This is a genomic window from Silvanigrella paludirubra, from assembly GCF_009208775.1.
In the GTDB taxonomy this organism is placed as follows: domain Bacteria; phylum Bdellovibrionota_B; class Oligoflexia; order Silvanigrellales; family Silvanigrellaceae; genus Silvanigrella; species Silvanigrella paludirubra.
Genome location: NZ_WFLM01000001.1, coordinates 570,052 through 592,349, shown reverse-complemented (window position 1 = coordinate 592,349; position 22,298 = coordinate 570,052). Strand labels below are relative to the sequence as shown.

Genomic DNA, 22,298 nt, shown 5'->3' with positions numbered 1-22,298 from the left:
AATCATTTCTTATTACTTGTAGGGATAATAAGGAGGAGGATCTTTTGGAATATCATGAATAGTGCATAGGAAAGGATTTAACCAATTCCATTTACAAGGATGCCAGACACTCAAAGCAGATATTCCAAACATGACAAATGTCAAAGCCAATGATTTTTTCATAAGACCCTCTATTCCATTTTGAAAATTATTTTAATAAGTGTAGACAAATATTTAATAATTTATTATAAATGTGATGTCAATTCGTTTTACTAAAAGTTTATAAATAGTTTTGTTACTATATCTGTTTTTATCATCAAATCCATATGATAATTAAAAGGAGAACAATATGGTTGTTAAAAAAACAAAAAAAGCGGCTACTAAGAAAAAAGCGACAAAAAAGCCTGCAAGAAAGAAAGTTGCAAAAAAAACTGTTAAAAAGAAAAAGAAAGTTACTGGAAAAAAACCTGTAAAGAAAAAGGTAACAAAAAGAAAAACAGCTAAAAAAACAACAAAAAAAGCTGTTAAAAAGAAAGTAACTAAAAAAGTAGGCGCTAAGAAAAAAACAGCAAAACGCGGACGTCCAAAAAAAGCTGTTGTTAAAACACCTAAAAAAAGAGGTCGTCCAAGTAAATTAGAAAAATTGAAAAGTAAAACAAGGAAACCTAGGAAGAAAAAAGTATCAGCAGAATCCAGCGGTGATATTTCAAATAATGAAGTAAGCTAATATTTTATTATTTTTTATTCACGCCTTTATTTATAATTCCAATGTATATTAAATTTCTCTAGAAAAAATTTTTTCTTTATATTTTTCTAGCGGTCGTGTATCATAAAATAATTCATTTCGAATAATTAAATTATCTAAAAAAGTCATCATGACTGCCGAACGAAAAAATCCTATTGGTTCAGGGCAGTCTAAATCCATCACCAACATAATTTGATTATTCGAAATGAATTGAGATTTAATAGTTAGTGATTTAAAAATTTGAACAAATCCTTTAGATGCTTCAAGCACAGATTGAATACCTGTAACAGTTGCGAGTGGGCTAATAACTTGAACATTTGGGTGTAAATATTGTTTTAACTCAGGAATGTTTTTCTCAGACATAGATTTATAATACCCCAAAGCTAAAGATAAAATTTTCTCATTCATACAAAACCTTTTTTAATTAAATAAATTATTGACTTACTATATTAGTTATAGTAATTTATATTAAATATAGTTTACTATATTTAATTAGTCAAGGAGTTAAATGATTAAAAAAAGAGCATACAATACGGAATCACGAAAAATTCAGGCAATTGAAACAAAAACGCGTGTATTAGCTTCAGCTAAAAATCTTTTTATTACTAAAGGTTTTGACAATGTAACAATGGATGAAATAGCAAAAATCGCAGGGGTTTCAACGCCCTCTGTTTATTCTTTTTTCAAATCAAAACAGGGTGTAATTCGATCGATAATGGATGAGGCTCTTGAAAAAGAAAAATTTGAAGAACTTGTACAAAAGGTAACACAAATAAAAACCTTAAAAGGGCGCTTAGAGATTTCAGCAAAAATTTCAAGAAGACTATATGATGCTGAAAAAGATCAAATAAATTCTTTTAGAAATACTTCTGTTTTAGGCCCCGAATTTAAAGCAATAGAAAAAGAAAGAGAAGAAAGAAGATATCAAAGGCAAGAAAAAACCTTAAAAGAAGTAGCAAATGAAGAATCTCTTGCAGAAGGAATTAACTTAAAAAAAGCAAGAGAAATTCTTTGGGCGTTTACTGGGCGCGATATTTACAGGTTACTTGTGATAGATAAAGAGTGGACTTCAGATGAATATGAAAAATGGCTTGCACATAGTTTAATCAAACTTATAGCAAAATAAAAATAAATACTAAAATTAAAACCAAGTTTTTTTTATTAGTTAAAATACTTATATTAACTATGCGCTATCGTAATTAAATTAGAATTAGAAAGAGTAACACGCCACCAAATTATAATTATAAATATTATAGCCACCACTGCTGCCTTTAGATGTATAGCCATTTGATGTTGTATCGGAATAACTCATAGCACCGCGAGCAACATATATTCCTGCGCCTATTCCAAAATCTGGTGTTACATTAAATAAGCCTGTTCCACCAATTCCAATGTTCCAATTAGAATTTATACTTGGATTAACGCTTCCTGAAAAACCATTAAATGTAATTGTATTTGAATAATTATTATATACACCAATATAAAGTGAACCTAAAGCATAAAGAGATATTTCTTTAATTGGCATAATTTTAAAACCAATATCACCACCTAATTGAAAAGTGGTAATTGTACTTGAAATAGAAACACCTGAATCTGAATTATCAGCTTTTACATTTTCATATCTAAATCCACCACCAAAAACCCAATCAAATGTACTTGGACTATCTGTAACTAAGACTTTAGCACCGGCATTCCACCCTTTAAAATTTGAACTACCAAAATTTGGATAATTTGAGTAGCCACCACTTCCCATAATATCAACCATTGCATAAATACTCGAAAAACTACCAATAGAAATTAAAAAAGTAAGAGTTTTAAAAATACAATTTTTCATATATAATTACCTATCCTCCTTGAAAAATAATAAAAAATTTTTTTTATATTAGATTTTAATCAAAATAGAATAAATTTCAAATATATCTTATTTTGACATTAAATGCTTGAGATTGATTAGCGCAATAAAAAATAATCTGCTTTTATCAAAAAAGATATAGCAATAAATTTGATTTAAAAATCGTTACTTTTAATGGTCTTTAACAGTTCGTATTGATGCATTTGAAAATAAAAATATAAAAATACATAAAAATAAAGCAACTCCAACTAATAGGAAAGTCGTAGAAATAGAAAAGAAATGAGCTAACAATCCATTTGTTAAATTACTTCCAAACATACCTAAAGAATAAGAAACATTGTAAATAGCATATGTTGTTGCGTATGCTCCAACTTTTCTTCTATCAGCAACAGTACTTAATTCAGATAAAGTCGGATTTAAAGCAAATCCGTAAGCAATATTAACTAAAGTAAGTGCAAGACCTGCTTTAAATAGATTTTTTGATAAACAAAGTAACGGAATTGTTAATGATAATAAAAAAAGTCCAAATATCATAATTTTCCAAGAACCAAAACGATCTGTAATATAACCAATTAATGGACAGCTTATTCCATAAATTAAACAACTTATTGTAAATAAGGCTCCAATTTGTGTAGAAGTGGCTAATGAATCATTTTTAAGATAAAGAGGAAATAAAGGCTCTAAAACACACCAGCACCATGATCCCATAAAAATAATTGCAGAGGTAACAAGAACGGTTTTATCTTTTACTAAATAATAAAGTTCTTTTAAAGAAACAGTTATATTGCTACGAATATTTTCTATCCAATTTAAACGAAGAAAAATGTCCATTAACATAAAGCATGCGGCAATAATAAAAGGGAATTGAAAATTAAATTTTTCAAAAAGAAACCCTCCTAGCAAAGGACCAATGACCAAGCCAATTGTATTGCCAAGCAAAGCATATCCAAGCATTTGAGCACGCTTATCTGTAAAATGATCTGTAATAAGTGCTAAACCAGATGTCCATGTTGTAGATGCAGCAATTCCTTGGGCAAGTTTAGCAACAAGTAAAAAAGAAAAATGTGTCGTGTTTGAAAAAATTAAAATTGCAAAAGCCTGAATTAGAACTCCCATGATCATGGGATAACGACGCCCTATACGGTCGGAAAGATAACCCGTTATTGGAGTAGAGATAATTACTCCTAGAGCATAACTAGCACTTAGAATTTCATACATCCAATCTTCAGAAAGTTTTGCGGGCGAATATGGTAAAAGAGGAATGATTAACCCATATAACAATCCATCGGTAAAAAGAGCTAATGTTACAACGATCATTACTTTTGTTGTTTGCTTCATAATTCACCAAAAAAATAGAATTTTTTGCTTTAATAATCGTTGTACCAATTTTTATGAAATACTTGATAAAGTACCATTCTTGGTTCAATGGATTGATTTTCCCTACCTCGGTGAAATATTCTCCCATCAAATAAGATTACGGATCCCGCATCAACTTCAGTTTGAAATCTGGGAAGATTTTTAGATTCTTCATAAGAACTTTTATGTGAGGATAAAATAAATTCTGTAGAACCGTTGTTAGGCATCATTTTTTCTAATGGAATAAGCAATGTAAAATAAAAAGGAGGCATTAATTTTATTTCAATAGAGTCATCATAATTTCGATTTATATCTTCACTATTATCAAAAAAAGGGTAAATATCCCTGTGCCAGGGACCATTGTCTGAATTAGGAACAGCGGGAACACCTCCAGCATGTTGAGAGTACTGAGATTTTAATTTTAATTTAATTAAAGTGCCGACAGGTTCTGGATTTAAAAATTCATTCGAAGAAAAAATTCCGTTTGAAGTATTTAAACTAAAATCATAACGTCCTTTTGCTAGTTCAATAATATTTGTACCATCTGGTGCATCATAATGAAGTTTTTTATTATAATATATTTTATCATATGCTGTAATATATTCTTTTTCTTTTCCACTGCATTGACTGACTATTTTTTTTACTTCATTGAATTTTTCAGTTGCAGCATCGTTGAAATTTTTTAGCTGTGCAAGTGTGAATACATTTGGAATAACAACGATTCCATCTTTATCAAGTTGTTTTGAGTATAGATCTAAATTCATTATATTATACCTTTCATTAAAAATTGTAATTCTATTGAAAAGTTTACCTTATCAACTCTATTTGGTTTTTCTATAGAATTTTATTTTTTTACAATTTAAAATATTGGATCTCAATTATACGATAAATATTTATTTTTTTAATTATATTATTTTAAATTATTTACAATTTAAATCTAAAAAATTTCTTAGAGATATTGCTTCGATAGAATTATTTGTTACCCTATTCCCGTCACCACCATTATCATTAAGTAAAATAATATCTTGATAGCTTCCATTTGGATTTGCTTTACGAGCAGTATAAACGACTCCAGGTCCATCTACAGGAGCCATTTCTCTTAAAAAAGGTCCTCTTTGAGAATCTGAAATAGATTTTGCTAGATCGCCTGTTATTTTCACTTCTTTAGTTATTTCACTTTGAATATTTCCAGCGCTGTAAGTTAATACTATTTTACTACTAAACATTGAATTATTATATAATTCACATTTTGTAAAAGTATTATATCCAGGAGCGACATAACCTGTATTTGTGGTTTTAATTAATACAGGACCAATATAGGGAACAATCGCAAATGCATTAGATGTAATAATAGCAGCGCTTATAGCTATGAATTTTAGCATAAAAACTCCTTAATTTTTTTAATTTTAAATGTAGTAATTCTATATAACAATTTATATTAATTTACAAGTTATTTATTAAATATTTCGATTATAATTTTTTTTATTTTAATAATAATTACATTATTTATTTAATAAATTATATTAAAATTAGATTAAATTAACATTAATTTTTAAAATTTAACAAAATTAGTATTTATTTTATATATAATCTTAAGTAAAACGAAAATCTATATTAAATAAACACCCTATTTTCTATAAAAAGTGTTTGTAATATAAGCTTAATAACTTGATTTTAGGATGTATTTATGAAATATATTTTTTATGCTTTATCAGTTATTTTATCTTTATATTTTGCAAATTCAGCTTTCTCTCAAAAATTTATTATTATTACTGACGTAGACGATACGATAAAAATAACTAAAGTTATGGTAAGTAATAAAGATTTTATTGAAAATGGAATTAAGACTAAAATGTTTTTTAATATGAATACTCTTTTTCAAAAATTCATGGAAAACAATGATAGCTTAAACTCAACTCCTTCTAGAAATATTTTGTATGTTACAGGAGCGCCTGGAATATTAGGGTATCCAGCTCTTCATTTTCTTCAAGCTAACCATTTTCCAATGGCGACTGAATCGAATTTTATAGGAAAGCAGACTCCTAGTATAGATAAAAATTATATTATCAATAAAATAAGAGAAATTAAAAATTCATCTTCAGCCAATGAAAATTTACCACAGGAAGCTATGTTTCCATTTGCAACAAGTTCTAAATTTATAAATAAGAAAATAAATGAAAGTATTTATAATGGAAAAGTTAGTTCTATCAAACCAATAATTGAGAATAATCCCGATGCTTATTTTATATTATTAGGTGATAATGGACAACTTGATCCTGATGTATATAAACAAATGCAATTATTATATCCAAATAGAGTATATACATTTATTCACTATGCTTATGAAGGTCCAAGTGATAATAAAATTGTTAATTATTCAAAAAATATTGTCAGAAAAAGATACGAAATATATCAAAATCAAATACCATTTTTTACCGTTTCTGATTTAGCACTTCAATTTTATAAATTAGGTGTCATTAATAGAAATGATCTATTAGAAATATTAAATACTTCTATTTTAGCAATTGATCCAATTTATTACAGCAACAGTGATAAACATATCTTTTTGAATAACCAAAAGTTAATTTATGACTCATGGATGACAGGTTGCTTAGGATTTATGAATTCAGAATGGAACAGACTTGTATCTAATGCAGTTATAAATGACGCAGAATTAAGTGAAAAATTCTTTTATTTTAATCAATTAATTACGAATAATTCAGGATGTAATCCTTATAAATGATTTTTATATAATGTAAACAATTTTAAAAATTGTTATCTAATCTAATATATTACGATTTATATTTAAATTATTTAGTCACAAAATTAACACTCTGCATAACTAAAAAAAAATTATATTGGTATAATTAAATTATGACTCATTTATAGATTTCTATAAATTAGAAATAATTATTTATTTTTTATTAAAAAAATGCGAGTTCCAATGTTTTTAAAAAATAAAATATATTATTTATTACCCCTATTTTTAAATATTATATTTTCTATAAGTTGTAATATAACTGATAATAATAAAACAAATAATAAAGATCTAAGCGAAAATAATATTTTAATTAGGTCTAGAAGAGATTTTATATTTTGTTCTTTGGTGAATAATAATGGTTGCACAGGTATGGCTGTTGGACGGTCAAATAATTTTCCTACAAATAAACCCTATTTTTTTGCCACTTCTCATACAGAAGAAGGAATTCATACTATTGAACAAATTTTATTTGCAACAAATTTTACGAATAAAATTTGTACTTTTTCTTATTTAGATTTTGGATTGAATCCTTGCAATTTTGGATATTTTGGAAAAAATCCTTATTTTATTTATGATAGAAATTGGAGTACAGGAGATCTAATTGCGGGGGAAAGTGATGGAAGTGTAGTCCCTTTTCTTAAGTTTCCAAATGGGAATATAATAGAGATAAAAATTTATTTGGCACCCCATGGATCAAGTGAATTTACGCCAACTTTTTATGAACCTAAAAATATTGAACAGCAATATTATAAAATTTGTATAAAAGATTGGGAACAAACCATTCCAAAGAAAGGTCGTTTAATTCAGGGTTTTATGATTGCAAATAACTATAAATATCATTTTAAAAGTAAGGAGCATTTGCTAGAATCTTTAATTCAATATGGTTTCACAACATCTACAAATGATGAAAATCCTTCCATACTAATTCCAGCAGATAATGAATTTTGTCCATAATTATTTATTTTTAAGGTTTTCTTTTTATCTTTTGGAGAAGGTCTAGGACATTTACCAAGCCATGTACAATCAATAGTAGGTTTATAATATTGAGGATAGACTGGAATCATAATACAAAAAGAAAAAATTAACGTAACTAATTTTATTTTATTCATATTTCACCTAATTAATAAAAAATATAATATTTTATTTAAATTTCATTTTTAGAAATAAATTTACTTATTAAAGATGCCTTGAATTCTGCTAACAAGCTTGTATAAAAATTTATTAGCATATGATTAAAAAAAAATCTAGTTAATTTTACTTTTATACTATTTCAATTTTCCTGTTTCTAACAAATATTTTTTAATTTCTTCAATTTTATTTTTACCTTCATTTAAAGCTTTTTCATTGGTATGCACAGAATGAGTGCCGAGAACAAGTGGATAATCATGTTTTTTAGAAGAGCCAAAAAGAAAAGTACAATTATCAACGGCCGTAAAATTAAGTTTATGATTTCCTTCTTCAAAAATAACGAGTTCAGAGCTAAATATTTGTTCATTTACTTTTATTTGCCCCATTTGAGCAAAAGTCCATGCAATATTATGCATTTCTGGTGGGACATAATTCCAAACTTCTCCTTTTTTAAGCTTAACAATAAAACAATTTATATCTAATGGTGCTTTTATAAGGCTTTTGGCATTTTCATATTCCCCTAACAAAACAGTAACAGGGCCTAATTTAGGGACATCACTTGGTGAGATAAATAGTGCGGAAGATTCTGTATTTTCAAGATTAGGTGGTAAAGAAATCCATAACTGAAATCCTTGTACTGGTTGTCCTCTTAATACTTTTGCTCTATGCCACAAACCTCCTCCTGCAATGACCCACTCAATTCCCTCTTGTTGAACAGTATCTATTTGTCCATTAGAAGATTCATGTTGTACATCAAATGTTAAAGGATGAGTTAACGTTGCTATTCCTGAATGAGGGTGAAATGCAAATCCAGGTCCATTTTTTGCATTGACATAATCCAAAAACACAAAAGGCTTTAGCATTTCTCCAATATCGTCAGGACTAATTAATCTTGTTATCGCTCCATGAGAAGATCCTTTGGTACGGAAAATTATTTTTCTTTTATTTGATAAATTATTCATTATTTTCCCGCCATAACAAAATTTATATTTGTTATTATTTTATATTGATTTGTTTACTATTATTTTTTGTCTTATTTAAATAAAATTGAGAAAATCCTATTCCATCTGTTTTTAAAGTAAATGTAAAAGAGGTTTTATCGTTTTGTGTAATAGATAAGTTTTCTGAAAAATTTGTTGCGTCAGTTATTGAAATAATTTTACCTTTTTTTTTATTCCAATGAAAAATTAAATTGCTAATTGGTTCATATAAATTATCAAACCTTTTTATATAAATTGCGCAAGCTATTTCGTTTGAGTTTTCTTTTGATTTTAGTAATTTAAAATCATTGTCTCCTGATTTAATTTCAAGTTCTTCTATATCTAATAATTTAAATGTCATTAAGTAATTATTATGATATTCATTTGTAATTAGGTCAAAAAAACGGACATCAATTGCAAAATTTGTTAGTGAATCTAGAATTTGAAATTTAGAGATTTTTTTTATATTTTCTAGTATATTTGGATATTCTCCTTCATGCAAAATATGAAAAAGAGAATCATCATCTAAAGTTTCCCAAATATATAATTTTATTCCTTGCCCAATTCTTATTGAAGAAAATGAATCATCCAAAAATTCTTCTTCACTATATTTTGCTTTACTAAATCCCTCTTTATAAATGACATAAATTCCTTCAAAATTCGGTTCAGTATAAAACATAACTTTTCCACGTTCTACAGAACTCATTTCTTTTCTCCTTATTAAACAAAAATTATTATAATTTAATTTTCTTATAAATCAATTTAATAGATTAATAATTTATTACAAATATAGTTATGGTAATATATTTTAATTTTTTAAATAAATAATTTATTTAGTTAATGTGTCATTTATAATTTATATATATGCATTATAGTAAATAAAAATACTTAATTCATATTGATAGTAATTAAACAATTAAAAATTATTTAATTAAAGATATCATGTTTTTTTAACATTTTTAAAATTTCTCCCGATTTTTTTAATTTTTCAAGTCCGTTATTTAATATTTTAATTTTATCATTAACGTCTGATCCAGATTTAGACCATGCTACAAATAATTTATGAATATAAATAGGTGGGGTTAAAAATACAAATTTATTTCTTGTGAATAATAAATCTGGATTATTCTTTAAATAATAATCAGCTACATGTTTGTCAATCATAACGGCATCAACGTTCCCTTCGTCTAACATCATTAAATTTTTTTCATCTGAAACAGATTCAATTTTTTTTAGATTCTTATTGGCATCAAATTTTTCTTCATTAATGTATCCTCTAACTACACCAAATTTTAAATTATACATTTTGCTATAGGTATTATTTAAATTATTTTTATCATACTTATAATTGATTGTATTGATTTTATTTTTATTAATCAAAAAACCCACTTCACTCTCAAAAAATGATTCTGAAAATATAAAATTTACCTCTTTTGACTTATCATAATATTCAGGAAAGTAACCATCAATACCATCATGCGCCTTTTCGGCTTCATTAACAGCTCTAATCCAAGGATAAAAAATAATTTTTAATTCATACCCTTCTAGTTCAAAAGCTCTTTTTAATATTTCTGCTAATGGTCCATTATTGTGCAATTTTTCGCCTATATAAGGTTCCCAATCTAATGAAGTTAAAATAATTTCTTTTGTTTTTGCAAAGGAGTAATTGCTAAATAATAATAGAATAAATACAATTTGAAAGTATTTTCTCATTTTTCCTCTTTTAACTTGTTTCTATAAAGTGACTTCATTCTCTAAATTCTAATATAATTTTTGTTAGTTTAAAAATAATTAAATATATTTTGATAGTTCAATGATTTTTTAACTGTATTCTAAAACTTAACTTAGCTTATACTTATTCTAATATTATGACTTTCTATTATTTTATACAATTATTTCAAATATTTAAAATTTTAGCTTTCTATAAAAAATAATTCTTGCATCACATTATACATAGTGATACTAGGTAATATGTGGTGCATAGAATGATATGGAGCTAAGTATGGATGAACTTAATTTGGATAATTGGAAGACTCAAATTCGAAGAGGGTATTTAGAATTGAGTATTTTAATGATTATCAAATTTAAAGGGAGAGTTTACGGTTTTGAGCTTATAGATGAGCTTAAAAAATACGATTTACTTATTAAAGAAGGTACGCTTTATCCCCTTTTAAATAGAATGACTACCGATCTTTTGCTGTCCTCTGTTTGGGAAACAGAAAGTTTATCAGGACATCCTAGAAAATTCTATTCTCTTACAAATAAGGGGACGCAAATTTTAAATTTAATGCAAAACGAATATGAAAAAATGTGGTCTATATATTGCGAGTTAAAAAAGTAAGGAGTGTATTATGACAGATGTTAAGTTAGAAAAATATCTTCATAGATTGGATAAAGCTTTAGGATCGATATCAGTTAGTGAAAAAGCTGAAATTATAACAGAAATTAAAAGTCATATTTTAGAAGCATTGAGTCGAGATCCATCACAATCAATTGAATCAGTCTTAAATTCCTTAGGAGAACCTGAGCAGGTTGCTTCAAGATATTTGCTAGAAAAAGGCTTAAAGCCCAATAAACCACCGTTTCATCCTATTTTTAAATGGCTCATAATAGGATTTTTAGGTACTTTATTAATTTTTGGAATTTTTTCATCTGTTTTACTTTGGAAATTAAGTCCAAAATTTGTCATGAATAATAATATTGGATATTTTGAATTATTAAATGGATCTTTAAAAGTTAAATTTAATTTAAATAATGATGATGATACATCAATCTATTTTTCAAAACCAGATCAAAATCTTTCAAAATCTATTATTGTAGATAAAAATAAATTTTCTGAAATTAATTTGAATTTTGCACAAGGTGATATTTTTGTCACATATACTGATAAAAATGAACTTTTTTGGAATTGTGAAAATACTCATTCAGATGACAAAATAGATATTAATGAGTCGGAAAAAGAAAAAATTCAAATTAATATGAGAAATATTTCTTTTGCTAAATGTAAAATTCAGGTTCCTATAGTAAATAAATTAGTGATCAATGGTTTAAATGGTTCAATACACATTGAAAATCCTGTATATATAACAGAATCTACTCTTGAAAATGGGAAAATATTTATCAAACCTGACACTAAATTAAAATACAATTTTAATAATAAAATTGTTAATGGTTCTATCGATAAATTTTCATCTACTAATAGCTCAAATGCCATTGATTTAAAAACTTCTGTCACAAATGGAAATATAATTAAAAATTAGTTTTGAATTTGTTCTTTAGGAATTGTTTTTAAGGAACATTATTAGCCAAGCGAGGAGCAATATAATTATGTCTTTTTATTCAAAAAAACTTATGATTGGTGTTTTATCAACAGCACTTATTTCTGTTTCTTTTCAAGCTTTTTCTAGTTCATCTTCAAAAGAGTATATGTTAAATAATGGAGCTTATGTACAAATTGATATTTCTAGTACACATAATAACAAAGCTGAATTAGAAGTTAAAATGCCTATCATGAATGCTTATGGCAATGATGGAAAATCTCAAAAACCTGAAGATCAAAATATTAGAAATGATGTCGATAATTATTTAAAAAACAATATCTCAACTATAGTATCTTTTGAAAAAGATTTAGCTTGTAAATACGAATTTAAAAAATTTGAATATGATGAACAAGATAAAGAAATTGAAGTTAAATTTAATTTGATTTGTAAGAGCGATTTGCATGGAAAAAAGGTTAATTTTGATTTTTCCAACAAGTTTAAAAATATTCAAAAAATTTATTATGAACTAGAAGGAAAGCATGAGGTCAAAAACTCATTATCCCAAAATAAAGGAAACGCTGTAATTCAATAGCATTAAATTTGGTTATGGAAATCAATATGTTGTTGATTTTTATTTTCTTTTAGAATGTTCTGTTTTAACTAATACATAATAATTTAATATTGTTATGTATTTTTTTTATTTAAAAAAGTCAGAAAAATATTCTTGACAGGCAGAAGAACTTCAATTACAAACCATCTAGTCGGTAGAATTATCTTTCTTACCGGATTTTCTTTCAAATAAAAACAAACCAATTAGTTGGTAGTTAAGGAGCTCTTTATGATGAATTTTAAAAACAATAAATTATTAGTCGTTGGTGGAACGAGTGGCATGGGCTTTGAAACTGCTAAAAAAGTTCTAGAAAACGGAGGCCACGTAATTATTACGGGATCTTCAAAAGAAAAAACTGAAATTGCTGTTCAAGAATTAAAAACATTAGGAACAGTTGAAGGATATACAGTTAATCTTATGAAACAAAATGAAGTTTCATTATTTTTAGAATGGATTGATAAATCGCATGCGGACATCAATTTACTTGTTAATGCTGCTGGGGTTTTTTTACCAAAACCATTTATAGATTATAATGTTTCAGATTATGATATGTATCAGGAAATAAATAAATCTTTTTTCTTTATTTCACAAAAAATTGCCCTAAATTTAATTAAGCTAAATAAACAAGGTTCATTTGTGAACATAGGATCTATGTGGGGAAAACAAGCAGTAGAAGCAACTCCTTCATCTGCTTATTCAATGGCAAAAGCAGGTTTACACTCTTTAACTCAGCATCTTGCAATGGAACTTGCTAAATTCAAAATTAGAGTCAATGCAGTTTCTCCTGCCGTTGTACAAACTCCAATTTATGAAAGCTTTATTCCTAAAGATCAGGTTCATAGTGCACTTCAAGGTTTTAATTCTTTTCATCCAATAGGAAGAGTGGGTACACCATCAGAAATAGCAGAAGTGATTTCCTTTTTACTCTCAGAAAAAGCTTCATGGGTAACGGGTGCTATTTGGGATGTAGATGGTGGAGTAATGGCTGGTAGAAATAAATATTAATATAAATAAATTACTGTATAAATAAACAAAACAGAAAGCGAGAATGATTATGAGTAGAGAAATATTTGTTGAAAAACTTATAAATGAATTGGCAATGAATAGAAATGGATTAATCATAAAAGACTTAAAAACGAATTTAGAAAAATATGTATTGTCTGAAAATTTAACGGATGAAGAAATTGCTTTGTTAATGATTTCTTTAAGTAAAGTATTTCGCAATAATACATTAAATCAATTTGCTTTAGAATTTGCTGACCAGTTAAATATTGATAACAATATTATTGAAGAAGCAAAACAAATTCCTGGAATTAACGGAATGCTAAATTCATACCATAAATTTCGCCATTATATAGAAGTAAATGATAAAAATGCTTCTTATGAATATGGAAGTGTTGGTTTAAAAATGGGAATTTTATCTAAACCACTTATGAATCCAGGTACATTTGAAATTATATTTATATCTATAAGTATTATAAATGGCTGTGAAAAATGTGTGATTGCTCATGAAAATCATGCTACACACATGGGAGTATCTAGAAATAAAATTCATGATGCCGTGCGAATTACTTCTATATTAAAAGGGTTTAGTGAAATTTAAAAGCTCATATCAGATATATAAATTTAATATGAACTAATTATTTTGAATACCCCATTTTTTCTGTAGTGAGAAAAAAATATGATTTTCTTTTAATTCTTTAAGTCCCTCATTAATTTTTTTGAGAAGATCATCTCCAGAAATGAGGTTTTTATCCTTATTTTTGGAGATTAAAAAAAAGTATTTTTTTGGTTTTATTCCTTTAATTTCAAATTCTGCTAGCCCAGAAAAATTTAATATTCCAATATTTTTTAAACTTGAAAATGTTTCTTTTTCTCCAATTATAAAATCACAACGATTTGCATTTAATAAATTGATCAATTGATTCTCATTTTTTGCATATATTTTTATGTTTTTCTCAAAATTTAAATCTTTATAATTTCTTCCGAATCGAGCACAAAATGTAAACAAATCATAATCTTTTATATTTGTAATAATTGGTTTCTGAGGAAATTTACTTATCTTGTAATATAAAACAGTTTTTGTAGTAAAAATTAAATCAGAGAAAAAATAATCGTTTCTTCTTTCTTTGTTTTCAGTCGCTCCTAAAACAATTTGATAGTTTCCATTTTTAGTTAATTCTAAACATCTTTTCCAAGGTAATCCTTCTACAATTGTATCAAAATTTTTTATCTTTGCAATTTCTTGGAGTAAATCAATTACAAATCCTCTACTAATATTTGGCTCTTGAGCTTCTGCAAAAGTAAAAGGTGGTCTATTTGCTGCATCCCAACAAGCTGTAATATTTAGTAGAGAAAAAGCTGGATAAGGCATAATTACAAATAAGAATAACATAAGTTTCGACAAAAATATTTTATTCATTTTCTAACCCTTTAATAAAAATAAACGCAAAAGATATTTTATGAAACCTTACCTTTAATAAGTTCTTCAATTTTCATTGAAGTTATTTCAAGATTTTCACTTTGTTTAGATACTCCTTCAGAGGACTCAGAAGTTAAAACAGAGGTCTCTTGACTTTTTTGTGTTACTTTGTCAATTTGGCTCATAGCAGATGATATTTGACGAATTCCAACTTCTTGTTCATGAGTAGCTTCTGCTATTTGCTGCATAACACGAGCAAGTGATAGTATGTCATCAGCTATTTTTTGAAACGTTTCTTGAGCTAATTCTGTGACTTTTTTTCCATCATCAATTCGATCTTTAGTAATTCCCAATATTTTATTTACTTGTTCTTGGCTAGTTGTAATAAGATCTTGTATTTCTTGTGCAGATTTTCCACTAATTTTAGCTAAATTACCAACTTCTTCAGCAACTACGGCAAATCCTTTCCCATATTCTCCTGCCCTAGCAGATTCAATGGACGCATTTAGTGACAAAAGCTCAGTCTTTGAAACTATATCATTGATTACCGTTGTTTTAGATTGAATTTGTCCAATAATACCAGAGATATTTTGTAATTGTTTGTTTGATTCATGAATGGTTTCCATGGATTTAACAAGATCATTCATTATTTTTTGTCCCTCTTCCGCTTTTTGAGAAGAGTTTTTTGCAATTTCACTTGATTCTTTCGAATTTTCTGTTGTTCTATTTATCATACTTGTAATTTCATTAATTGCAGCACTTGTTTCATGAACTGAGGAAGCTTGCTCAATAACAGATTCTGAAAGCACTTTTGAGCTTGATTTTAAAGTACCACCTATTGTTTTCATTTTACTACTTTGATCCTTTAACTCTTTAATTGAAAGTTCTATTGAATAAGTAGTCTTTCTTATTATAATCATAACAATTATTAAAATAATAAAGGATAAAAATATTGTTATAGCGACTGTTATAGAAGTCATAAAGGTTAAATTTTTTCCTTTTTTAGTAGACTCAATCGCTCCTTTATTATTAATTTCTGTAATTTTATTTAAAGAGTTTTCAATCGCAAGTTGAAATGGTCTGCCTTCAATATTAAATAACTTATAACCTTCTGTTTTTAATCCTTTTTTGGAAAGTTCCACCGTTTTATTTAAAATAGCTGAAAATTCTTTCCAAGAAGTACTAAGTGTTTCATAAGCTGCTTTTTCATCTGGATCAGAGATAAATTTTTCATAAATTTCTCTCTCTTTCATAAAATCTTCAATTGCTTTATTTAAAATTTTTATTCCATCATCTCTATCTTTATCAGTTTCATCTAAAAGTATTCGAAGAGGTCTTCTACTAATGGAAGAAAAAACTTTTAACATTTTTTGAGAAGAAACTATGCTTGGTAGCCAATTATTTTCTGTTTCTGCAGAATATACCTGAGTTTTATTAATCATTAAAATAGAGTAAATTGAAATAAATAAAATGAGTAAAAATAATATAATCATGGACAAATTTAATTTAAAAGAAAGACTTTTATTATTCATCAAATAATTCCATTAAAAAGTTTAAACCATATTCAATCCTTATAATTGTCGGTTGCTTCAAAAAAAAATAAAGACAAAAAAAATGTATAAAATCATATTGTTAAGGACTTGATAGAGCTTTACGCCCTTTTTATTCATTTTATTATTTGCTATATCTTTAATGAAAAACCATCTTTTTTGAAGGTGGCTATTTGAAAATGTATAATATTTAATATTAAAAAAAAGGAATATTATTTGAAAAATAATAACACTCTCAATTTAGATTCATTAAATTTAAAAATTTTTCCTAAAGATATTAATCTTACTTTAAGCATAGAGCATTTAAGTTTTTTTAATAATGAAATATCCGATTTTCCTGAAAATATTCTTAATCTAATAAACTTAAAAAGCTTAAATATCGCATCAAATAAGCTTACTTGTATTCCAAAAGAAATTAAAAATTTAAAAAATTTAGATATGCTTGATTTAAGCCATAATAAAATATCAAGATTTCCAAAAGAAATATGTGAATTAGTTAATTTGAGTTCCTATTTGTATATGAGTAACAATTTATTTTCAGTTTTTCCAGAAGAATTATGTAGCTTTAAAAAACTAAAGTATTTAAACATAACAGATAATAAAATAAGTGAATTACCTATCGAAATTGGAAACATGTCTCAACTTATAGAATTTAGAGCCTATAATAATTTAATTTCTAAAATACCCGAAAGTATTTTAAATTTAAAATTAATAAGAGAGCTTTATTTCATGAAAAACAAATTAGAATTCTTGCCAAAAGAAATTGGAAACTTATTTAATTTAAGAATTTTAGATTTTACAGACAATAAAATTCAAAATATTCCAAAAGAAATATCAAATTTAAAAAAGTTAAAAATTTTAAGTTTTCGCAATAATAAAATAGATTTTATACCAAAAGAAATTGGAAAATTATCAGATTTAATGTATTTAGATTTAAGAAATAATTTGTTCAATGAACTTCCCGAGTCTATTTGTGAATTACCAGATTTAGAAAAATTGGATTTGCGTTGGAATAAAAATTTAAATTTTCCAAGCTGGTTAAAGCATTTAGAAAATAAAGGTTGTATTGTTTTAACTTAGCTTTTAATTAAAAATATTTTCAAATTTATTTTTTGAAATTCTATATAAGATATTTTTAGTTTCTTTTTCAATAACAAAAATATGTAACCATTGATTATCAATTAAATCGCTTAAAACCTTATGCTTATCAATTATTTTCTCTATTTCAATATAAGGCGCTTCTATAAAAACACTTAATCGCAATGGTTCATGAACTAAATTTTTTCCGTCATGAACAGATTGAAAGGGCAAACCTATTTTAAGATCTCCTCCATTTCCTTCCAAAACTCCAAATAAACCAACAATATTATGAATTGTTTTGTCGCCAGATCCAAAAGTATTTCTTTCCACAGCAGATGCATAATATTGCATGTTAATCCAATTTGTTACTATCATAGGTGCAGTCATGATAAGTTCTAGTGTTTTCATTCCTTCATCTTGATCAAAATGATAGTCATGTAAAAAAGAACGGCCTTCTAAATTTAAATTTTTAGTGCGTTCCCTTGGTGCAATTATAAAACATGCATTATTTACAAGAGCCCATTCGGGCCGCACTTCCGACCAATTTGTTGAACGTAAAGATGCAGATATAGAATAATTATTAAAATAATGAGATCGTTCTTTTTGTGAAGATTCTGCTATTTTTGAAAGTTTATTTTTCAAATTTAAAAGTGCTGGATTTTCAATTAAACTAATATCTTCTTCTAAAATACGAATTTCATCACTTACTGTCTCATGTAAAGCGGGTAAAAATAATGTTTCTTTTAATAATTTAAATTTATTTTTTTCAATTATTTTTATTCGCACTTCTTTATCATTCAAAGTTTCACAAATAACCCTAGCATTTAAATCTCCAGAATAGCCACCACAAGCACCGCAATTTAAAGATGAAGCAAAAGCATTATTTGTAGTTAAACTACCGTGTCCGCAAATAATAACGATTTTGCTAAATTCAGCAATTCCAAAATGAGTAAGAACAAATTCAGCAATTTCAACTTTTTTTTCAAGGTTTAAATTTTGATTTAATTTTGAATTTTTAAAATATTTTTTATTGAATAAAATATTTGATTTATTATTATTTGAGATTGATTTTGATAAAATTTTAAAACCAGATAGAATTCCAAATAATTCAACATAAGCAAATGAAGAAGCAAGACCTTGTTTTAAACCAGTTGTAAACTTATTTAATGATGTTATTCCTAAAGCTTTTTTTTCAAAATTTTCTTCAAGAATTTCATTTACGGCTATTTTAGGTTGCATTAAAACAGGACAGCGATAAGTAGAAATTTCATTAATAACCTGATTACATTCAAGTGATACTCCAAAAAAACCGGCAAATCCATGAGTTGAGACTTCAGGTATTGTTTCTTCTATTTTTCTTCGAATAATTTCAGAACGAACATCAATACAAAAGATCATTTGAATATCTTTTTTAATTATATCAGAAGAGTTAAATCCATTTTTTGTTAAGTTATGAGACAATTTTCTTTGATAAGATAGTTCAAAAGCTCTTTGCCATATACAAAGCAATTTAAAAATATGATCTACTTCGTTTTTAGAAAATAGACTTTCTTGGTGTGTTAAAAATTTAGCCCAAGCTTCATCCCAATGCTTTTTTGAATTTTTAATGACACATTCATATGCCATAAAAATTGCAATGATATCTTCTAATTTTGTTCCTTTATAGTTCTTATTTAATTCAAGATCATTTTGCCATATTTGGTATTTTATATGTGAACACCATCCCATAATGTGTTTACAAACTTTCATTAAATAATTTTTAAAATTATTTTCATTATTAATATTCAAAATAATAAGACATTTATTTATCATTTCTTCGGGATTATCAGGAATATTTTCTTCAATTAAAAAATTATTTTTATATCCTAAATAAGAAATTGTTTTATCGTAAATAATAAGTTCTTTCCACTCAGAATAAAGTCTTTTTTTGGTATTTTTAAGACTAAAAGCAGCTTGACCAAGGTCAAAATAAGAAGAACAATATTTTGTAATTTCATCAACAATAATTTCTTTTACGTTAATATTTTCTAAATTTCCCAAAAATTCACTATAAGTGTTAAAACTTAATAAGTGTTCTTGCTCTTCTAAACTTTCTCTTAAAAAGGACTGAATATCTTGATTATATTTAATATTAAAATGATTTAATAATTCAATAGATTTTTTAATATCATGATATGTTATAACTCCATTATTATATTTATCTAAGAAATAATTAATTGGTAAAAATAAATTTTCTCCATTTATACAACTCAATTCAGATAATGTTAGATAAAATGGTTTTTCTTTTAAATTCCAAAATGGGTTAACACCAACAAATGAATGTAAGGGCCAGGATGGGCTGACAACATTTAAAGAGTCTTTTATTATATTAGAAATAGGATTCATAATTGATAACCTCATTCTTTTTTAAATAGTTTTGATGAAATTGCTGGAATATAGCCTCCATTCCAAAAGAACACCCATATTTTTTTAGAATTAGAATTTGATATGTCTTGAATTAATTTTGCTAAATAAATACCAAATGAAAATAAAACAAATATAAATATGGTAGAAATCATATTTATAATTCCAGAGTCAAAGTCTGATGGAAATATGTATTTAAATTTTTTAGAAACTTCAAATTCAAAAAATAAATATAAAGAAATACTTATTACAAAAAATAGTCCCGAGTATAATGGGTTTTTTTTAAGTGCAAAAATAAGTTCTTTTCTTGAACCAATAACTTGTGTCAAAGCTAAAATTAGTATTCCCACATAAATAAATTGAGCTGAATTAAATGGGAGTTCTTTTTGAAAAAAAGCTATTAAAATGAAAAATAAAGAAACAGAATAAGAAAATATTAAACCAAAATTTGATAAATTTCTTTTAGGAGCTTTATTTTCCTCTAAAATACTAGGTGTTGATAAAAATGAATAGGCTTTATAAAAGCCGTGAGCTATCATATGAAATAATGCAAATGTATATGCACCAATTCCACATTGGATCATCATGAAACCTAATTGACTAATTGTGGAATAGGCAAGCTGTTTCTTTATATCTGTTTGAGTCATCATTACTAAAGCAGCAAATACTGCTGTAAATCCTCCAATGATAGAAAGAATTGTATGAAAAAAAGTAGCGTGAATTAATATAGGAGAAAAACGGAGAATTAAAAAACCACCTGCATTTATGATTCCAGCATGCATAAGTGCAGAGACTGGTGTTGGTGTTTCCATGGTTTCAGGAAGCCAAAAATGAAAGGGAAATTGAGCTGATTTTGCTAAAGCACCTATGGCAACAAAAACTCCAATAAAAGAAGAATATTTTTCATTTTGGAGTTGTGTCATTGCTTCGGAATTATGGGAAATCGATATAAGCTCAGAAAAATTTAAGGTGTTAAAAAAATAATATGTTAAAATAATCGCTATGAGAAGAGAGCAGTCTCCAATACGACTTACAAACCATTTTTTATTTGCTGCTAAAATAGCTTTGGGTCTATTAGGATAATATAGGAGTAATTTGTGAAGGCCATAACTTATTCCGTGCCATGCTAAAAAAAACATCAATAAATTATTAGATAAAACAAGAAGAACTACAAAAAAAATTGTGAACTGATAATCTTTAAAAAAACGATATTTATTTGGGTCACCATCAAAATATCTTATTGAATATTTAAATATGCAAAGTGATAAAAATAATATCATAGAAAGAATAACGACAGATAATTCATCCGCCCTTAAACCAAAATAAATTTGAAGTGTAGAAAAGAAAGTACCACTAAAAAAATTAAATTCAAACGATTTATTTAAAAACACATATAAAAGTAACAAAAAGCCACTAAAAAGCTCTATAACCCTTAAGGCCAAAGAATATTTTAAAAATTTATCACGAAAACAAAATACCCACCCCAAAATAAGGCTTAAAAGCGGAATGGACAATAAGGCAAAGCTAATTTCAAATGGAAAAGACATTAACTATTCTCCTCTGTTAAATAGAACAAAGGAATTATACGAAATTTTATTCGCTAATTCAAATTCATGAGTAATAAATTATGAATTGGTAATGTTTCTTTTCAATATGTCATCTGCTAAAATAAAAGTGAGTCCGTAAACAGAATTCTTGCTAGGCTAAAATAATGATTAAAATTAAGGCAGATACAACAGAGTCAAATGCAGAGCTATCCACAGATTCATCTAAAAGCTGGACTGTGTTTACTAATCATGCCCATGTCATGATTTTGCTTTCGCAAGACCCAAAAATGGTTCTTCGCGAAGTTGCATTAAAAATAGGTATAACAGAACGAGCAGTCCAAAAAATTGTAGCTGACCTACAGGAATCTGGATTTATTATTAAGGAAAAAACGGGGCGTTCAAATCATTACAAACTCATTTTTGATAAACCCCTAAGGCATCCAATTGAAGCTCATAAAAAAGTAAAAGAAGTAATTCAACTTATAAATTCTTAATAATTAATAGAAAAATGTGCTTTGACAATGAAAAAATCAATAGATTAAAGAAATATTTTAATAAATGATTTTTGACATAAGTCTTAAATCAATGTAAAAAAAGGATCCAAACTATTTAAAAAAATCTGTAA

At 26.4% G+C, this 22,298-nt stretch carries 25 protein-coding genes; 11 read left to right on the top strand and 14 right to left on the bottom strand.

The features are described from left to right. Positions 1–12: 12 nt before the first annotated feature. On the bottom strand, positions 13–162 hold the full coding sequence (locus GCL60_RS02750) for a hypothetical protein (RefSeq protein WP_153418334.1): 150 nt from the start codon (positions 160–162) through the stop codon (positions 13–15). Between the two features lie 166 nt (positions 163–328). Between GCL60_RS02750 and GCL60_RS02745 the strand changes: the two genes are divergently transcribed. Then, positions 329–706 carry a histone-like protein 2 gene (locus GCL60_RS02745; RefSeq protein ID WP_153418333.1) on the top strand — a complete coding sequence of 126 codons (378 nt, stop codon included), beginning with the start codon at positions 329–331 and terminating at the stop codon, positions 704–706. Positions 707–754: 48 nt separating this feature from the next. Here the strand turns inward: GCL60_RS02745 and GCL60_RS02740 are convergent, their stop codons facing one another. Further along, positions 755–1,132 carry a nuclear transport factor 2 family protein gene (locus GCL60_RS02740; RefSeq protein WP_153418332.1) on the bottom strand — a complete coding sequence of 126 codons (378 nt, stop codon included), beginning with the start codon at positions 1,130–1,132 and terminating at the stop codon, positions 755–757. A 100-nt stretch (positions 1,133–1,232) separates the two neighbouring features. Between GCL60_RS02740 and GCL60_RS02735 the strand changes: the two genes are divergently transcribed. After that, positions 1,233–1,850: a TetR/AcrR family transcriptional regulator gene (locus GCL60_RS02735; protein ID WP_153418331.1), complete on the top strand. Its 618-nt coding sequence runs from the start codon at positions 1,233–1,235 to the stop codon at positions 1,848–1,850. 84 nt (positions 1,851–1,934) lie between these two features. On the opposite strand, the gene GCL60_RS02730 is transcribed toward GCL60_RS02735, so the two are convergent. From GCL60_RS02730 to GCL60_RS02715, 4 genes are all read right to left on the bottom strand, one after another. Continuing rightward, positions 1,935–2,558, bottom strand: coding sequence for a hypothetical protein (locus GCL60_RS02730; RefSeq protein WP_153418330.1), 624 nt, complete (start codon positions 2,556–2,558; stop codon positions 1,935–1,937). A gap of 189 nt (positions 2,559–2,747) precedes the next feature. Continuing rightward, a complete protein-coding gene (locus GCL60_RS02725) occupies positions 2,748–3,914 on the bottom strand; it encodes an MFS transporter (protein ID WP_153418329.1) in 1,167 nt (388 codons plus the stop codon). Positions 3,915–3,943: 29 nt separating this feature from the next. Beyond that, complete coding sequence (locus GCL60_RS02720; RefSeq protein WP_153418328.1) at positions 3,944–4,696, bottom strand: phytanoyl-CoA dioxygenase family protein; 753 nt, start codon at positions 4,694–4,696, stop codon at positions 3,944–3,946. Between the two features lie 156 nt (positions 4,697–4,852). After that, positions 4,853–5,314 carry a hypothetical protein gene (locus GCL60_RS02715; protein WP_153418327.1) on the bottom strand — a complete coding sequence of 154 codons (462 nt, stop codon included), beginning with the start codon at positions 5,312–5,314 and terminating at the stop codon, positions 4,853–4,855. Positions 5,315–5,619: 305 nt separating this feature from the next. Here GCL60_RS02715 and GCL60_RS02710 point away from each other — a divergent pair, with 305 nt between their 5' ends. Together GCL60_RS02710 and GCL60_RS02705 are read left to right on the top strand one after the other, a co-directional pair. Beyond that, a complete protein-coding gene (locus tag GCL60_RS02710; RefSeq protein WP_153418326.1) occupies positions 5,620–6,675 on the top strand; it encodes a phosphatase domain-containing protein in 1,056 nt (351 codons plus the stop codon). Positions 6,676–6,876: 201 nt separating this feature from the next. After that, positions 6,877–7,647 (top strand): hypothetical protein, encoded by a 771-nt coding sequence (locus GCL60_RS02705; RefSeq protein WP_153418325.1) that lies wholly within the window; start codon positions 6,877–6,879, stop codon positions 7,645–7,647. On the opposite strand, the gene GCL60_RS17250 is transcribed toward GCL60_RS02705, so the two are convergent. The 4 genes from GCL60_RS17250 to GCL60_RS02690 form a co-directional block, all read right to left on the bottom strand. Continuing rightward, positions 7,569–7,802: a hypothetical protein gene (locus GCL60_RS17250; RefSeq protein WP_161998051.1), complete on the bottom strand. Its 234-nt coding sequence runs from the start codon at positions 7,800–7,802 to the stop codon at positions 7,569–7,571. The genes GCL60_RS02705 and GCL60_RS17250 overlap by 79 nt on opposite strands. A gap of 156 nt (positions 7,803–7,958) precedes the next feature. Next, positions 7,959–8,783 carry a pirin family protein gene (locus GCL60_RS02700; RefSeq protein WP_153418324.1) on the bottom strand — a complete coding sequence of 275 codons (825 nt, stop codon included), beginning with the start codon at positions 8,781–8,783 and terminating at the stop codon, positions 7,959–7,961. Positions 8,784–8,817: 34 nt separating this feature from the next. Further along, positions 8,818–9,507 (bottom strand): beta/gamma crystallin domain-containing protein, encoded by a 690-nt coding sequence (locus GCL60_RS02695; RefSeq protein ID WP_153418323.1) that lies wholly within the window; start codon positions 9,505–9,507, stop codon positions 8,818–8,820. 221 nt (positions 9,508–9,728) lie between these two features. Beyond that, positions 9,729–10,514 (bottom strand): substrate-binding periplasmic protein, encoded by a 786-nt coding sequence (locus tag GCL60_RS02690; RefSeq protein WP_153418322.1) that lies wholly within the window; start codon positions 10,512–10,514, stop codon positions 9,729–9,731. 289 nt (positions 10,515–10,803) lie between these two features. Here GCL60_RS02690 and GCL60_RS02685 point away from each other — a divergent pair, with 289 nt between their 5' ends. The 5 genes from GCL60_RS02685 to GCL60_RS02665 all read left to right on the top strand — a co-directional run bounded on the left by GCL60_RS02685 (position 10,804) and on the right by GCL60_RS02665 (position 14,274). Next, positions 10,804–11,142: a PadR family transcriptional regulator gene (locus tag GCL60_RS02685; protein WP_161998050.1), complete on the top strand. Its 339-nt coding sequence runs from the start codon at positions 10,804–10,806 to the stop codon at positions 11,140–11,142. A gap of 10 nt (positions 11,143–11,152) precedes the next feature. After that, positions 11,153–12,061: an HAAS signaling domain-containing protein gene (locus GCL60_RS02680; RefSeq protein ID WP_153418320.1), complete on the top strand. Its 909-nt coding sequence runs from the start codon at positions 11,153–11,155 to the stop codon at positions 12,059–12,061. 67 nt (positions 12,062–12,128) lie between these two features. Next, positions 12,129–12,653 (top strand): ZrgA family zinc uptake protein, encoded by a 525-nt coding sequence (locus GCL60_RS02675; RefSeq protein ID WP_153418319.1) that lies wholly within the window; start codon positions 12,129–12,131, stop codon positions 12,651–12,653. A 246-nt stretch (positions 12,654–12,899) separates the two neighbouring features. After that, complete coding sequence (locus GCL60_RS02670) at positions 12,900–13,676, top strand: SDR family NAD(P)-dependent oxidoreductase (protein ID WP_153418318.1); 777 nt, start codon at positions 12,900–12,902, stop codon at positions 13,674–13,676. Positions 13,677–13,725: 49 nt separating this feature from the next. Continuing rightward, positions 13,726–14,274, top strand: a complete 549-nt coding sequence (locus tag GCL60_RS02665) for a carboxymuconolactone decarboxylase family protein (protein WP_161998049.1) — start codon at positions 13,726–13,728, stop codon at positions 14,272–14,274. A gap of 33 nt (positions 14,275–14,307) precedes the next feature. On the opposite strand, the gene GCL60_RS02660 is transcribed toward GCL60_RS02665, so the two are convergent. Together GCL60_RS02660 and GCL60_RS02655 are read right to left on the bottom strand one after the other, a co-directional pair. Then, complete coding sequence (locus tag GCL60_RS02660; RefSeq protein WP_153418316.1) at positions 14,308–15,093, bottom strand: substrate-binding periplasmic protein; 786 nt, start codon at positions 15,091–15,093, stop codon at positions 14,308–14,310. Between the two features lie 38 nt (positions 15,094–15,131). Beyond that, positions 15,132–16,625, bottom strand: a complete 1,494-nt coding sequence (locus GCL60_RS02655; RefSeq protein WP_153418315.1) for a HAMP domain-containing methyl-accepting chemotaxis protein — start codon at positions 16,623–16,625, stop codon at positions 15,132–15,134. A 234-nt stretch (positions 16,626–16,859) separates the two neighbouring features. On the opposite strand from GCL60_RS02655, the gene GCL60_RS02650 reads away from it, so the two are divergent. Beyond that, positions 16,860–17,723, top strand: coding sequence for a leucine-rich repeat domain-containing protein (locus tag GCL60_RS02650; RefSeq protein WP_153418314.1), 864 nt, complete (start codon positions 16,860–16,862; stop codon positions 17,721–17,723). Positions 17,724–17,726: 3 nt separating this feature from the next. Here GCL60_RS02650 and GCL60_RS02645 read toward each other — a convergent pair whose 3' ends face one another. Continuing rightward, positions 17,727–20,108, bottom strand: a complete 2,382-nt coding sequence (locus GCL60_RS02645; RefSeq protein WP_161998048.1) for a putative inorganic carbon transporter subunit DabA — start codon at positions 20,106–20,108, stop codon at positions 17,727–17,729. Between the two features lie 11 nt (positions 20,109–20,119). Continuing rightward, positions 20,120–21,673: a proton-conducting transporter transmembrane domain-containing protein gene (locus GCL60_RS02640; protein WP_153418312.1), complete on the bottom strand. Its 1,554-nt coding sequence runs from the start codon at positions 21,671–21,673 to the stop codon at positions 20,120–20,122. Between the two features lie 164 nt (positions 21,674–21,837). Here GCL60_RS02640 and GCL60_RS02635 point away from each other — a divergent pair, with 164 nt between their 5' ends. Continuing rightward, on the top strand, positions 21,838–22,167 hold the full coding sequence (locus GCL60_RS02635) for a helix-turn-helix transcriptional regulator (RefSeq protein WP_153418311.1): 330 nt from the start codon (positions 21,838–21,840) through the stop codon (positions 22,165–22,167). The last annotated feature ends 131 nt before the right edge of the window (positions 22,168–22,298 follow it).

What these genes read in the sequence shown, in the direction of transcription:
- GCL60_RS02660 (WP_153418316.1), bottom strand. Translation starts at nt 15,093, where the DNA reads ATGAATAAAATATTTTTGTCGAAACTTATGTTATTCTTATTTGTAATT.
- GCL60_RS02665 (WP_161998049.1), top strand. Translation starts at nt 13,726, where the DNA reads ATGAGTAGAGAAATATTTGTTGAAAAACTTATAAATGAATTGGCAATG.
- GCL60_RS02735 (WP_153418331.1), top strand. Translation starts at nt 1,233, where the DNA reads ATGATTAAAAAAAGAGCATACAATACGGAATCACGAAAAATTCAGGCA.
- GCL60_RS02740 (WP_153418332.1), bottom strand. Translation starts at nt 1,132, where the DNA reads ATGAATGAGAAAATTTTATCTTTAGCTTTGGGGTATTATAAATCTATG.
- GCL60_RS02685 (WP_161998050.1), top strand. Translation starts at nt 10,804, where the DNA reads ATGGATGAACTTAATTTGGATAATTGGAAGACTCAAATTCGAAGAGGG.
- GCL60_RS02635 (WP_153418311.1), top strand. Translation starts at nt 21,838, where the DNA reads ATGATTAAAATTAAGGCAGATACAACAGAGTCAAATGCAGAGCTATCC.
- GCL60_RS02690 (WP_153418322.1), bottom strand. Translation starts at nt 10,514, where the DNA reads ATGAGAAAATACTTTCAAATTGTATTTATTCTATTATTATTTAGCAAT.
- GCL60_RS02750 (WP_153418334.1), bottom strand. Translation starts at nt 162, where the DNA reads ATGAAAAAATCATTGGCTTTGACATTTGTCATGTTTGGAATATCTGCT.
- GCL60_RS02710 (WP_153418326.1), top strand. Translation starts at nt 5,620, where the DNA reads ATGAAATATATTTTTTATGCTTTATCAGTTATTTTATCTTTATATTTT.
- GCL60_RS02655 (WP_153418315.1), bottom strand. Translation starts at nt 16,625, where the DNA reads ATGAATAATAAAAGTCTTTCTTTTAAATTAAATTTGTCCATGATTATA.
- GCL60_RS02680 (WP_153418320.1), top strand. Translation starts at nt 11,153, where the DNA reads ATGACAGATGTTAAGTTAGAAAAATATCTTCATAGATTGGATAAAGCT.
- GCL60_RS02730 (WP_153418330.1), bottom strand. Translation starts at nt 2,558, where the DNA reads ATGAAAAATTGTATTTTTAAAACTCTTACTTTTTTAATTTCTATTGGT.
- GCL60_RS02675 (WP_153418319.1), top strand. Translation starts at nt 12,129, where the DNA reads ATGTCTTTTTATTCAAAAAAACTTATGATTGGTGTTTTATCAACAGCA.
- GCL60_RS02700 (WP_153418324.1), bottom strand. Translation starts at nt 8,783, where the DNA reads ATGAATAATTTATCAAATAAAAGAAAAATAATTTTCCGTACCAAAGGA.
- GCL60_RS17250 (WP_161998051.1), bottom strand. Translation starts at nt 7,802, where the DNA reads ATGAATAAAATAAAATTAGTTACGTTAATTTTTTCTTTTTGTATTATG.
- GCL60_RS02745 (WP_153418333.1), top strand. Translation starts at nt 329, where the DNA reads ATGGTTGTTAAAAAAACAAAAAAAGCGGCTACTAAGAAAAAAGCGACA.
- GCL60_RS02715 (WP_153418327.1), bottom strand. Translation starts at nt 5,314, where the DNA reads ATGCTAAAATTCATAGCTATAAGCGCTGCTATTATTACATCTAATGCA.
- GCL60_RS02705 (WP_153418325.1), top strand. Translation starts at nt 6,877, where the DNA reads ATGTTTTTAAAAAATAAAATATATTATTTATTACCCCTATTTTTAAAT.
- GCL60_RS02670 (WP_153418318.1), top strand. Translation starts at nt 12,900, where the DNA reads ATGATGAATTTTAAAAACAATAAATTATTAGTCGTTGGTGGAACGAGT.
- GCL60_RS02695 (WP_153418323.1), bottom strand. Translation starts at nt 9,507, where the DNA reads ATGAGTTCTGTAGAACGTGGAAAAGTTATGTTTTATACTGAACCGAAT.
- GCL60_RS02725 (WP_153418329.1), bottom strand. Translation starts at nt 3,914, where the DNA reads ATGAAGCAAACAACAAAAGTAATGATCGTTGTAACATTAGCTCTTTTT.
- GCL60_RS02720 (WP_153418328.1), bottom strand. Translation starts at nt 4,696, where the DNA reads ATGAATTTAGATCTATACTCAAAACAACTTGATAAAGATGGAATCGTT.
- GCL60_RS02645 (WP_161998048.1), bottom strand. Translation starts at nt 20,108, where the DNA reads ATGAATCCTATTTCTAATATAATAAAAGACTCTTTAAATGTTGTCAGC.
- GCL60_RS02640 (WP_153418312.1), bottom strand. Translation starts at nt 21,673, where the DNA reads ATGTCTTTTCCATTTGAAATTAGCTTTGCCTTATTGTCCATTCCGCTT.